This is a genomic window from Pseudomonas sp. GM55 (genome assembly GCF_000282395.1).
GTDB classification, from domain to species: Bacteria; Pseudomonadota; Gammaproteobacteria; order Pseudomonadales; family Pseudomonadaceae; genus Aquipseudomonas; species Aquipseudomonas fluorescens_CC.
In genome coordinates, this window is the sequence record NZ_AKJJ01000090.1 from 1 (window position 1) to 12,592 (window position 12,592).

Here is a 12,592-nt window from a genome sequence, read left to right on the forward strand (position 1 = left end):
GCGGCGGGGCAGCCGCCGTACGCCTTGGCGACATTCCGATGAACCTGCTGGATCGCGTGCTGGCCCCGGTATTTCCCGGGCTGGTGGCTGACCGTCTGCGTGCCCGTAGCACCATCATGGCCTTTGAAGCGGCGCAGGCGACCCGCACCCACCAAGCCAAAAAACAATCGGCCAGCGCGGACCGCTCGCTGCAGCGTTCGGCGCGCTCTTTGCGCGAGCAGTGCCGCAAGTTGGACGAAGACCACGACATCGTCACCGGTTTGTTCGATCGTCTGGAAGAGAGGGTGGTGGGCGGCATGGGCATCGCGGTCGAGCCGTTTCCCTTGAGTTACGCCGGGGAAGTGCATCTGGAGTTTGCGGCGCAGATCAAGGCCCGCTGGGCCGAGTGGTCGTTGCGCCCGGAAACGTCCGGCGAGCTGTCCCGACCGCAGATGGAGCGGCAGGTGTGCCGAACTTGGCTACGCGATGGCGAAGCCTTGGCGCAGAAGCTCAAGGGGCGTGTGCCCAGTTATGAGCATTTGAGCGTGGTGCCCTTCGCTTTGGAGTTGCTGGAGCCGGATTACCTACCGTGGGAATACAACGATGAAGCCAAGGGTATTGTGCAGGGGATCGAGCGCAATCAGTGGCGGCGGGTCCGGGCTTATCACCTGGTCAAGCATCACCCCGGACATGCCGCCGGTTTCCAGCTGACTTTGACCACCAAGCGCGTCCCGGTCGAACAGATGATTCACATCGCGCACCGGAAGCGCATCGGTCAAAACCGCGGCCAACCGCTGTTGCATGCCGTGCTGATTCGCCTGGCAGACATCAAGGATTACGAGGAAAGCGAACGGGTTGCCGCACGTATCAGCGCGGCACTGGCCATGTACATCAAAAAAGGCACACCGGACGATTACACCACGCCATCTGCGGTGAATGGCCAGGCTGCCGCTGCTCGCAGCATTCCCATCGGCCCGGGCATGGTGTTCGACGGCCTGTTGCCCGGCGAAGACGTCGGCATGATCGAGAGCAATCGGCCCAACCCTTTTCTGGAAGGCTTCCGCAACGGTCAACTCAAGGCCGTGGCCGCCGGCACCCGGGGCACCTACTCCAGTGTGGCCCGAAGTTACGACGGCACTTATTCCGCACAGCGTCAGGAGCTGGTCGAGGGGCAGGCAGGTTATGACCTGCTGCAGCACGAATTTATCGACTACTGGAGTCGCCCGGTCTATCGCGAATGGCTGCACATGGCGATTGCCAGCGGGGTGATCAAGGTGCCGGTCGACGTCGATCCGGACACGGTGTTTGGCGCGATCTACCAAGGGCCGGTGATGCCGTGGATCAACCCAATTCATGAGGCCAATGCCTGGAAAATTCTGGTCGAGGCCGGCTTTTCCGATGAGTCGGAAGTGGCACGGGCGCGGCAGCGCAATCCGCAGGAACTCAAGCGTTCCCGGGCTTCGGAAATCAAAACCAACCGGGAACAGGGACTGGTCTTCAGTTCGGACTTCTATCACGAGACCTATGGAAAAACGCAAAGCAATGAACAGCAAAACAAAACGAAGCCTGCCGATGATGAGGCCGAGGGCCTCGATAACCCCGACGAATAAGCCCGGTGAAAGCTGGTACTCGCTCCGTGCGGCGCAGCAGCGCGGGGTGGTCGAGGTGATGCTGTACGACGAGATCGGCGCGTGGGGCATTACCGCCAAACAGTTCGCCCGCGATTTGGCCGCCATCGGCGATGTGTCTCAGATCAACCTGCACATTCACTCTCCGGGCGGCGACGTGTTTGAAGGGACCACCATGTACAACCTGCTGCGCGGCCATTCGGCGCGGGTGGTGGTGTACATCGACGGTCTCGCCGCTTCGATGGCCAGCGTGATTGCCATGGCCGGGGATGAAATCAACATGCCGGCCAACGCCATGATGATGATTCACAAGCCATGGGGTGGTCAGGTAGGTGATGCCGACGCCATGCGCGAGTACGCCGACTTACTCGACAAGGTCGAGAGCACGCTGATTCAGGCGTATACGCGCAAGTCGGGCAAGGCGATCGAGGACATTCAGGCGCTGCTTAAGGCGGAAACCTGGATGGATGGCAACGAAGCGGTGGCGGCCGGTTTCGCTGACAAGGTGCTCGATCCGTTCAAGGCGGCCGCTCAACTCACTTCAAAACGCATGCAGGAGTTCACCAACATGCCTACCTCGGCACAAAATCTGTTCAATCCACGCGGTTCCGCTCCAACCCCAGCGCCCGCTCCAGCTCCAGCTCCAGCCCCGACACCAACGCCGGCTGTCGATCCGGCGCCGGTCGCGCTGACCCTGGATCAGATGCGCGCCCAGGTCATGGCTGCGGATGGTGCTCGCCGCACCGCAATCAACGCCGCGTTCTGTGGCTCGCTGGTCACCAGCCACACCGAGCTGCTCAACACCTGCCTCAATGACCTGAGCTGCACGGCCGAGATGGCGCGGGAAAAACTGTTGGTCGCGCTGGGTTCGACCACCACCCCAACGAGCGGCCCCGGGCATCATGGCCACATCAGCAACGGCAACCTGGTTGGCGATTCGGTGCGCGCCTCGCTGGCGGGCCGTTTGGGTCAGGCGGAAAACCAGAAAGACAACGCCTATAACCACATGAGCCTGCGCGAACTGGCCCGTGCCTCGCTGCATGATCGCGGCATTCTGGTGGCTACTCTTGATCCGATGGCCATGGTCGGCTTGGCGTTCACCCATGACTCCAGCGACTTCGGCAACATCCTGGTGGACAGTGCCGCCAAGTCGGTCCTGCTCGGCTGGGACGAGGCGCCGGAGACCTATCACCTGTGGACCAAAAAGGGCCGTTTGAGTGACTTCAAGGTGGCGTCCCGGGTCGGCATGGGGGCGTTTCCGAGCCTGCGTGAAGTTCGCCCAGGTGCGGAATACAAATACATCACCACCAGTGACCGTGGCGAAAAAATCCGCCTGGCCACCTACGGTGAGATGTTCAGCATCACCCGGCAGGCGATCATCAACGATGACCTCGACCAGTTGAGCACGGTGCCTTACAACATGGGCCTGGCCGCGCGCGGCACCATCGGCGATCTAGTCTATGACACGTTGATCCATTCACCGGTGATGAGCGACGGCAAAGCGCTGTTCGATGCCGAGCGCAACAACCTGTTCTCCGGTACCGGCGCCAATATGTCGATTGAGGCGCTGAGCAAGGCCAAGACCGCCATGGCCTTGCAGAAAACCGAGGTCGAGGGTGGCAAGGCCCGCACCCTGAACATTCGCCCGGCGTTTGTCCTGGTGCCGGTGGCGCTGGAAGACAAGACCAACCAACTGATCCGCTCGGCGTCGGTGCCTGGCGTCGACACCAATGCCGGCATCGACAACCCGATCCGCAATTTCGCCACGGTGATCGCCGAGCCACGCCTGGACGATGATTCGCCGGTCACCTGGTATGAAGCCGCCCGCCAAGGTACTGACACCATCGAAGTCGCTTACCTGGACGGCGTTGAACAGCCCTACATGGAGCAGCAGCAGGGTTTCACCATTGATGGCGTGACGAGCAAGGTGCGGATCGATGCCGGGGTCGCGGCGCTGGATTATCGCGGTCTGAACAAGTCAGTCGGTGTCGTGCCACCTGCGAAAGCCAGCCGTTAACGGTTGAAGAATCCCCTAAACACCCCGCCGCGAGCGGGGTTTGTTGTTTCTGTACAGGAGAAATGCGCATGTCAAAGAATTATTCGGGTCCCGGCAGCACGCTGACTTTTGTGGCACCAGACGGTGGCGCGACGGCGGGGGTGCCGTTGGTGCTGGTTGATACGGTGGTCATCCCGATCGCCAGTGGCGTGGCGGGTGACGTCTTGGTCGGCCATCTCGGCGGCGTCTGGCGTCTGCCTGCCGATGCGGCGTTGTTGCAGGGACAGAAAGTGGCCCTGCAAGCCGGCGTGCTGGTTGATCCGCTCACGGCCACGGGTGATTTGGTGCCATTCGGCAAGCTGATGAGTGCTCCGGTCGGCGGTATTGCCGAAGCGTTGTTGATCCAGTGACCACGCTGGGCCGCTTTCGCGACGTCACGGCCCGGATGGATGCAGTGTTGGTCGATCGCCTCGGCGATCGCGCCATCAAGCCGGACGGCCTGCCGATGTCCGGTGCGTTCTTCTCGCCCTTTGTCGGTGCGGATGTCGGCGGCAAATCGAAGAGCGTGCGCCTGGGCAATGCCATCGTGACGGATAACGTCCTGGCGCCGACTTTCACCGCCCGCGTGGTGGATGCGGTGGGCATCGAGAAAGACACCTTTCTTACCATCGATCTACCGGCGGAGCAGGGCGGCGGTCGCTACAAGGTCAGCAAGCGCGAGCCGGACGGCGCCGGCATGGTCACTTTCATACTGAGTTTGAACAATGGATGAGCTGACGACCTTACACAACGCGATCGAGGCGACGTTCCGCGCCGGCTTGCCGACGGTGGTGAGCGTCGAGGCGTTCCCCGAGCTGAACGCTGAAGTCGGTCTGCCGGCGGTGTTGTTCGCCCTGACGGAAATCGGCGAAGCCGCCGACAATGGCAGCGGCAAAACCTCCCTGAGCGGCCGCTTTCAGGTGTGCATCATGGTCGATTCGACCATCAGCAAAGCGGCCTTACAGGCCGCCATTCTGGCCGCCGAGATCAGCAAGATTTTGCGCGGGCAATATTGGGGGCTGGACTTTGTCGAAGAGGTGCAGGAGGTGCGTGCATTCCCGGACGACTCGATGCCGGAGCTGGCGCAATTTGTGGTGTGGATCGTTGAGTGGAAGCAGATATTCCAGATCGGTGAAACCGAATGGTTATGGCCAGTCGAGCCGCCGGGTTCTCTGTACCTGAACGTCGATGGCTGCACCGGTACCGGCAATGAAGATCACTACTTTCAACCGGAGGATCTGGCATGGGATACACCAGCGCCGAACACGACCGGATGATCGCCGCCATGCTGCTGCCCTGCGTGGTGGTCGGCGTCGATCTGATGGCCGGGCGGGTGCGGGTCAAGGCCGGAACCTGGGTCAGTGCCTGGGTGCGCTGGCACAGCCTGGCCGCCGGCAAGGCCCGTCATTGGCGCGCACCGAGCCCGAATGAGCAGGGCGCGCTGTTCAGCCCGAGCGGTGATCCGGCCATGGGCACCTTTATCCCTGGGCTGTATGGCAACGCCGGAACGCCGCCGGACAACCGCGATCACGTCGAGGCCTGGTACTTCGACGATGGCGGCTCACTGGTTTACGACTGGCAGGCCGGCAGCTACAGCATTGCGCTGCCCGAGGGCAACCGCGCGACGATCACGGTTGGTGGCTCGTTGTTTGAAGTGACGCCGGATCAAGTCCGCGTTGTCGCCAGCCAGATTGCGCTGGTGGGGGAGGTGGCGATCGACGGATCGCTGAGCGTGTCCGGTGACATCAGCGGCGCCGGCACGATCATGGATGCCGGGGGCAACAGCAGCAACCACTCGCATTGAGCACACATTCACCTTCAGCCCGCCGCGCGCGGGCTTTTTCATGTCTGGAGAAAAAGCATGACGAGTAAAACCAAGGCAGTTCCCGCCGCCACGGATGCACCTGCGCCGGCCACGCTGAGCATCTTTCGCGACACGCTGTACACCTCGCGGGTGCTGATCCTGCTGGACGCCGGGCGCACCTTGAAAGTCAAAAAAGGACAAGTCGCAGTGGCGTCTGACGACACGGTCGCGCTCGAGTATTTGCATGGCCGCAAGGATTTTGTCGCGGTCGAGGGCTGATCCAATGATCGGGATGATCGGACTGGACCGCCGCACCGGCCAACTCATTTCCGGCCTCGATCACCTGCGCCAGTCCATTGAGGACATCTTGTCCACTCCCTTGGGCAGCCGGCGCATGCGCCCGGAGTACGGCAGCAAGCTGCGGCGCTTTGTCGACCTGCCGGTCAATGACGGCTGGAAGAGTGCCGTGCAAGCCGAGGTGGCCAGCACCCTCGGGCGCTGGGAGCCGCGGTTGAAACTCGGCCGCGTGCGCGCCGTGGCCATCCTCGACGGGCGTATCACCTTTGAGCTGACCGGGCAGTACCTGGGCAGCGACGTGACTTTGGAGGTGTCCGCATGACCATGGAACTGGCGGCCCTGCCGCCGCCGCAAGTGCTCGAAGACCTCGACTTTGAAGTGGTCTACCAGGAGAAGCTGGAAGCCTTCCGCCTGAGCATGGGCGACAACTGGAGTGCGGAGCTCGAAAGCGACCCGGTGCTCAAGCTGATCGAGCAGGCCGCGTATGGCGCCTTGCAGAACCGGGCGCGGGTCAACGACGCGGGCAAGGCTTTGCTGTTGGCCCATGCCGAGCGGGCCGACCTCGATCACCTGGCCGCCAACGTCAACCTGCAGCGCCTGGTGATTCAGGCGGGCGATCCGAGCACGGTGCCGCCGACGCCGCAGGTGCTTGAGGAGGACGATGCCCTGCGCGAGCGAGTGCAGCTGTCGTATGAGGGGCTGACCACGGCAGGACCGCGAAACAGCTACATCCTGCATGCGCGCAACGCCTCGGGCCTGGTGGCCGATGCCACGGCGGAAAGTCCGTCACCGGCCGTGGTGGTGGTCACCGTGCTCAGCCTGGAAGGCAGCGGCGCCGCCTCGCCGGAACTGCTGGAAGAGGTCCGGCTGCACCTCAATGACGAAGACGTGCGGCCGGTGGCCGACCGTCTCACGGTGCAGAGCGCGGTGGTCATCGATTACCACATTGAAGCGGTGCTGTATCCGCAGGCACCGGGGCCGGAAAACGAAGCCTACCTGGCCGAAAGCCAGAAACGCCTGAGCGAGTGGATCAACCCACGCCGCCGCCTCGGTCTGGAAGTGGCGCGCTCGGGGATCGATGCGCAATTGCACGTTCCCGGCATCGCTCGGGTTGAGCTGCTCGACTGGACCGATATCAAACCGAGCAAGGCCGAGGCGGCCTACTGCAACGGCTACACCGTAACGCTGGGGGCCTGACATGAGCAGTCAGCTGCCCCTCAACAGCACGCCGCTAGAGCTGGCCGTGGAAGCGGCCAACTATGAAAACACATTGATTCCGCTGCGCAGTTTGTACAACGCCGATACCTGCCCGGAACACTTGTTGCCGTACCTGGCCTCGGCCTGGTCGGTGGACCGCTGGAACAATAACTGGACCCAGGAGGCTAAGCGCACGGCGATCCGTTCGGCGTACGACGTGCATGCACGCAAAGGCACCATCGGTGCGCTGCGTCGGGTGGTCGAGCCCTTGGGCTACCTGATCGACGTGGTCGAGTGGTTCGACACCGTGCCGGAAGGCGTGCCCGGCACCTTCGCCCTAGAGGTCGGGCTGAACGATGCCGGTATCACCGAGGAACTGTACGAGGAACTGGCGTGGTTGATCGACGACGCCCGTCCGGTCAGCCGGCACATGACCAACCTGGCGCTCAGCCTGCAGACCGAGGGGGTGCTGGGCATTGCCGTGTGCGTGCAAGAAGGTGAAGAGATCGACGTGTACCCGCCGGCCCCACAAGACATCGACGTGACCGGCACTTTTGGCCCGGCGCTCTGCGTCGATGAAACCGATACTTTGGACGTTTATCCCTATGATTGATAAAACCAGTCAGTTTTTTGCCATTCTCACGGCGGTCGGTGAAGCCAAGCACGCCAATGCCATCGCCATGGGCCTGGACTGGATGTTTACCGAGATGGGCCTGGGCGATGCCAACGGCACCGACCCGATTCCCGATCGCCTGCAGACCCAACTGATCAACGAATGGCGCCGGGCGCCGATCAACCAGATACGCGTTGATCCGGCCAATCCCAACACGGTGATCACTGAGCAGATCATTCCGCCGGAAGTGGGCGGCGAGTGGATTCGCGAGATCGGCCTGTACGACGTCGACGGTGATCTGGTGGCGGTGGCCAACTGCGCACCGAGCTATAAACCATTGCTGGACCAGGGCAGTGGTAAAACCCAGGTCGTGCGGATGAATTTCATCGTCAGCAGCTCGGCGAACATCGTGCTGAAGATTGACCCAGCGGTGGTGCTGGCCACGCGTGAATACGTCGACCTGGCGATCAGTGAGGCGCTGGCCAAGCTGGATCACAAACAGTCAGCACGGGTGGCGGCCACGGTCCCCATCACCCTGAGCAATGTGCAGACCATCGATGACGTGGCCGTGGCCGTCGGTGATCGCGTGCTGGTGACCGCCCAGGCAGAGGCCCAGAACAACGGTGTCTATGTCGTCAGCGCCGAAGGCTGGACGCGGGCCGCCGATGCCGACAACAGCCTGGAAGTGACCCCGGGGTTGTTTATCCACGTCGAGCAGGGCACGACCAACGGCGACAGCCTCTGGCAGTTGGTCACCGACGCGCCGATCACCCTCGGCACCACCGGTTTGCAGTTTGAAATGATCGCAGGCGGCAGTGGGGGCGGTGTGGGCACTTTTCGCAGTGTCACCGTCGATGCCCTTGGGCGTGTGATCGCTGGCACCAACCCGACCACCCTGGACGGCTACGGCATTACCGATGCCCTGGCGGTGAGTGAAAACCTGGGCGATGTTGCGGATGTGGTCGAGGCTCGGAGTAACCTCGGGCTGGGCACCGCCGCGACCGCAGATGTGCAGGTCTATCTGCACGATGGAACGCCTGATGCGCTGATGAAGGTCGGAGCGTTCGGCTGGGGCGGGCCCGCCTATGCGGTCAGCGATGTTGACATCGGTGGCTTGAACGCGGAGACGGCCCTCTATTTCATCAGCAATGGCATAGGAGGGCCAGGAGGCGGGATCTATGAGGGTTGGGTTCGCGTCTCGGCGATTACACCAGGTCAATACGCCTTCCAGGAGATTTATGGGAATGCCGACCACACCCTACACCGCCGGGCCTTGACTGCCGGTGTTTGGGGCGAATGGGAAAGCATCTGGGACTCAACCAATCTGGTTAAACAAATCTACCCCCAAGATGACACGCCAGGTCGTGTGTTGCTCACGGGTGCTTATGGCATCGGTCACGGGGGGATTGTCCTTCCCGACGGCACCGATCTAAACACAGTCACCACCGTGGGTATTTACCGGGTGAACCCCGGCCCGAACGTTCCAGAGGGCGGTCAATTCTCCCCCATGCTGGTTACGGTCAGTCAAGACACCCTCTGGCAACAAATCATCGGCTATAACACCGGTACAACTATTACTCGTGGCGGTGTTCAGACCCCAGAGGGATACGTATTCAGTGCGTGGGTAACGGGCTGGGACACTAGTAACTTTGATCCTGCTACGTACCAACCTGCGTTGGGCTTCACTCCCGTGCAGCAAGGCGGGGGGACGGATCAAGGCGCCAATAAAATCTACATCGGCTATCACCACGCCTCGAGTCAAATAAAAGTACAGGTTGATGCGCAGGATTTCGGGCATATCTGGACCCAGAGCAATTTTGATCCTGCTGCCATATTTTCCGTCCCTGTCGGCGTGCCGTTTCCATGGCCAACCCCCACGCCGCCCGCCAAATGCTTTGTCATGGCTGGCCAGCCGTTCGACGTGGCGGCCTACCCGGCGTTGGCCGCCGTGTATCCCAGCGGCATCGTGCCTGACATGCGCGGTGAATGGGTTCGCGGTTGCGACAATGGCCGTGGAATTGATGCCGGTCGCGCAATGCTAAGTCCGCAACTCGATGCGATGCAGAACATTACCGGGGGGTATTCCATGGCCAGCAATACGGGGGTCGGCAGCGGTGCATATGGCGCGTTTGCGGGGGTACCGGGTTCTGTCGCGTACGGCGAAGGCAGCGTTATTGGCGGCGATGTAAGTATGGTCTTTGACCCTTCGCGCGTTGTGCGAATCGCTACTGAAACACGTCCGCGCAGCGTGGCGTTTAACTACATTTGCAGGGCGCACTGATGCCTATCTTAGTGAACGGTTTTTTTGATGAAAATGGCTGGATCGACGTTTACACCTTCAGCGAAACTACGGCGGAATACCTTGGCCGACGGGCAACCTATGCCAGCTCCGGTTGCGGTCTGCCGGCGGGCGCTACGTTAGAGGAACCGCCCGAAGCCGGTGACGGCGAGGTGGTTGTCTGGAGGGATGAGGCCTGGGTGGTGGTGCCCGATTACCGTGGCCCGGTGTTTCAGACAGCCGATGGCGCCGAGGTAAAACACACGATGCCGGGCGAGTTGCCCCCCGAGCTGACGACCTTGCCACGACCGAGTGCGGCCCATCTCTGGGATGGTCTCGATTGGGTGCTGGATGCTGCCCTGGACCTGCAGCTTCAAAGCCAACAAGAGCAGACGTGGATCGAAAGCGAACTGCGGTTGGCGGGCCGAGAGGTCGACAAGCATCAGGATGCTTACTTGGGCGCGATCAGCACGGAGTCCGCCTGGCGCACCTACCGCAATGAACTGCGGGCCTGGCCAGCCAGCGCCTTATTTCCTACTAAGGAAGAGCGCCCTGTAGCGCCAAGTACCTCCTAAAACGCCCCGCATTGCCGAGGCGTTTTCTTTTCCATGCTGCACGTCACCGCACATCCCCACGGCCTCGCTTATGCGGGGCTTCTTCGTTTCTGGAGCATCACTCTATGAGTTTCTTTCACGGCGTCACCGTGACCCTGGTGGACACCGGCGCCCGGCATATCGCCACCCCGTCCGCGTCGATCATCGGCCTGTGCAACACCTTCACCGTTGGGCCGCCGGCGACCGCGGCGGCCAACGAACTGCTGCTGATCACCCGCGAAAGCGAAGCGGTGGCGGCCTGGGGCCCGGACGCCGCGATCACCCAGGACTGCAAGGCCATTTTCAAGCGGTCCAAGGCGGTGATTGTCGCCGTCGGTGTGCCGCTGTTGGAGGATCCGGCTGAGCAGCTGTCAGCGATCATCGGCGGGGTTTGGGCCGACGGCAGCCGGACCGGCATGCAGGCGTTGCTCAACGGTAAAAGCAAGTTCAACGCCCAGCCACGGTTGTTGGTAACGCCGGGGTACTCGGCGACGCTGGCGGTGGCCACCGAGCTGGTGGCGCTGGGCGACAAGATGCGGGCGATGGCCATCCTCGACGGGCCGAACACCACCGACGAAGCCGCGATCGCCTATGCCGAAAACTTCGGCAGCAAACACGCGTACATGGTCGACCCTGGCGTGCAGTTCTGGGACACCGGAACCAGTGCCACCGTCAACGCACCGGCTTCGGCTTGGACCGCTGGCCTGTTTGCCTGGACCGATGCCACCTACGGTTTCTGGGCCTCTCCGTCGAACAAGGAGTTTGTCGGTATCACCGGTACCACGCGATCGATCGAGTTTCTCGACGGCGATGCGTCCTGCCGGGCCAACGTGCTGAACAACGCGAACATCACCACGATCATCCGCGATGACGGGTACCGCCTGTGGGGCAACCGCACGCTGTCCAGCGACCCGAAATGGAAGTTCGTCACCCGCGTGCGCACGCTGGATATCGTCATGGACGCCATCCTCTACGCGCACAAGTGGGCCGTCGACCGCTCGATCACCGCGACCTACGTCAAGGACGTGACCGAAGGCCTGCAGGCATTCATGCGCGACCTGAAGAATCAGGGCGCGATCATCAACTTTGAGGTCTATGCCGACGAAGAGCTGAACACCTCCAGCGAACTCAGCGACGGCAAGGTGTACTGGAACATCCGGTTCACCGACGTGCCGCCGGCCGAAAACCCGAACTTCCGCGTGGAGGTGACCGATCAGTGGATCACTGAAGTGCTGGACACCGCTGCCTAAGGAGGCCGTTTTATGATTCCGGAAGTGCTCTACAACACCAACCTGTTCGTGGACGGCATCAGCCTGCAAGGCGATGTCCCGAGCCTGACCCTGCCCAAGTTGACCCTCAAGACTGACGAATACCGCGCGGGCGGCATGGACGCGGCGGTCGAACTCGACATGGGTATGGAGAAGCTGGAAGCCAGCTTCCTCACCAATGGTGTGCGCCGCGAGGTGCTGAAGTTCTTCGGCCAGTCCGACCTGACCGGGTTCAACGCCTCGTTCCGAGGTGCCTTTAAGGGCCAGAAAGGTGTGGTCAAGTCGGTGGTCGCCACCCTGCGGGGCAGTCTCAAGGAAGTCGACCCGGGGGACTGGAAACCGGGCGAAAAAGGCGAGTTCAAGTACGCCGTCGCCGTGACCTATTACAAGCTGGAGATCGACGGCAGCGTGATGTTTGAAATCGATCCCCTCAACTCGATCCGCATCATCGATGGCACCGATCAACTGGCCGCTGTGCGGTCTGCCTTGGGCATGTAAGGAACCACACCATGAGTAACGCAAAAGACAATGTTCTGCCCAAGTGGCTGCAACTGGGCGATGGCATCGCCACCGTCATCTTATCCAAACCGAGCGAGGCCAATGGCATCAAGGTCGACAAGCTGACCCTGCGCGAGCCGACGGTGCGTGAGATGCGCGCCGCGACCCTGCAGGGCGGTAGCAACGAGGAAGAACAGGAAATGGTCCTGTTCTGCAGCCTGGCGAGCATCGGCCGCGCGGATCTGGAGGGGCTGCTGATGCGTGATTACCGTCGTCTGCAGACCGCCTATTTTCGTCTGGGAGCAGACGACGGGGTTTAACCCCAAGTTGCAAAAAGCCCTGGCCAAACGCTTGGCCGTCGAGCTGAATTTTTCGGCGGCCGAGATTCAGGGGCTGTCGTTT

General features: G+C 61.9%; 15 protein-coding genes. All 15 read left to right on the forward strand.

Going from position 1 to position 12,592, the window contains the following annotated elements; translation table 11 throughout:
• Positions 1-38: 38 nt before the first annotated feature.
• On the forward strand, positions 39-1,589 hold the full coding sequence (locus PMI31_RS21855; protein ID WP_043302557.1) for a phage portal protein: 1,551 nt from the start codon (positions 39-41) through the stop codon (positions 1,587-1,589).
• Entirely contained in the window at positions 1,552-3,624 is a 2,073-nt protein-coding gene (locus PMI31_RS21860) for a ClpP-like prohead protease/major capsid protein fusion protein (RefSeq protein ID WP_008020729.1), read from the forward strand. Before PMI31_RS21855 ends, PMI31_RS21860 begins: the two co-directional genes overlap by 38 nt.
• A gap of 68 nt (positions 3,625-3,692) precedes the next feature.
• Entirely contained in the window at positions 3,693-4,013 is a 321-nt protein-coding gene (locus PMI31_RS21865) for a capsid cement protein (protein WP_008020731.1), read from the forward strand.
• Positions 4,010-4,375: a head-tail joining protein gene (locus PMI31_RS21870; protein WP_008020733.1), complete on the forward strand. Its 366-nt coding sequence runs from the start codon at positions 4,010-4,012 to the stop codon at positions 4,373-4,375. Before PMI31_RS21865 ends, PMI31_RS21870 begins: the two co-directional genes overlap by 4 nt.
• Positions 4,368-4,919, forward strand: coding sequence for a hypothetical protein (locus PMI31_RS21875; RefSeq protein ID WP_008020735.1), 552 nt, complete (start codon positions 4,368-4,370; stop codon positions 4,917-4,919). The genes PMI31_RS21870 and PMI31_RS21875 overlap by 8 nt, the downstream gene beginning before the upstream one ends.
• The gene (locus PMI31_RS21880; protein WP_008020736.1) at positions 4,886-5,446 is read left to right on the forward strand and encodes a phage baseplate assembly protein V; all 561 of its coding nucleotides are present in this window, start codon (positions 4,886-4,888) and stop codon (positions 5,444-5,446) included. The genes PMI31_RS21875 and PMI31_RS21880 overlap by 34 nt, the downstream gene beginning before the upstream one ends.
• Before the next feature lie 57 nt (positions 5,447-5,503).
• Positions 5,504-5,725 carry a hypothetical protein gene (locus tag PMI31_RS21885; RefSeq protein WP_008020737.1) on the forward strand — a complete coding sequence of 74 codons (222 nt, stop codon included), beginning with the start codon at positions 5,504-5,506 and terminating at the stop codon, positions 5,723-5,725.
• Positions 5,726-5,738: 13 nt separating this feature from the next.
• On the forward strand, positions 5,739-6,065 hold the full coding sequence (locus PMI31_RS21890; RefSeq protein ID WP_043302559.1) for a GPW/gp25 family protein: 327 nt from the start codon (positions 5,739-5,741) through the stop codon (positions 6,063-6,065).
• Entirely contained in the window at positions 6,062-6,940 is an 879-nt protein-coding gene (locus PMI31_RS21895) for a baseplate assembly protein (RefSeq protein ID WP_008020740.1), read from the forward strand. The genes PMI31_RS21890 and PMI31_RS21895 overlap by 4 nt, the downstream gene beginning before the upstream one ends.
• 1 nt (position 6,941) lies before the next feature.
• The gene (locus PMI31_RS21900; protein ID WP_008020742.1) at positions 6,942-7,553 is read left to right on the forward strand and encodes a phage tail protein I; all 612 of its coding nucleotides are present in this window, start codon (positions 6,942-6,944) and stop codon (positions 7,551-7,553) included.
• Positions 7,546-9,834, forward strand: a complete 2,289-nt coding sequence (locus PMI31_RS29470; RefSeq protein ID WP_008020744.1) for a phage tail-collar fiber domain-containing protein — start codon at positions 7,546-7,548, stop codon at positions 9,832-9,834. The genes PMI31_RS21900 and PMI31_RS29470 overlap by 8 nt, the downstream gene beginning before the upstream one ends.
• Positions 9,834-10,406, forward strand: a complete 573-nt coding sequence (locus PMI31_RS21915) for a hypothetical protein (protein ID WP_008020746.1) — start codon at positions 9,834-9,836, stop codon at positions 10,404-10,406. Before PMI31_RS29470 ends, PMI31_RS21915 begins: the two co-directional genes overlap by 1 nt.
• A 104-nt stretch (positions 10,407-10,510) precedes the next feature.
• Positions 10,511-11,674 (forward strand): phage tail sheath subtilisin-like domain-containing protein, encoded by a 1,164-nt coding sequence (locus PMI31_RS21920; protein WP_008020748.1) that lies wholly within the window; start codon positions 10,511-10,513, stop codon positions 11,672-11,674.
• 12 nt (positions 11,675-11,686) lie between these two features.
• Complete coding sequence (locus PMI31_RS21925; RefSeq protein ID WP_008020750.1) at positions 11,687-12,190, forward strand: phage major tail tube protein; 504 nt, start codon at positions 11,687-11,689, stop codon at positions 12,188-12,190.
• 11 nt (positions 12,191-12,201) lie between these two features.
• Positions 12,202-12,510 (forward strand): phage tail assembly protein, encoded by a 309-nt coding sequence (locus tag PMI31_RS21930; protein WP_008020753.1) that lies wholly within the window; start codon positions 12,202-12,204, stop codon positions 12,508-12,510.
• The last annotated feature ends 82 nt before the right edge of the window (positions 12,511-12,592 follow it).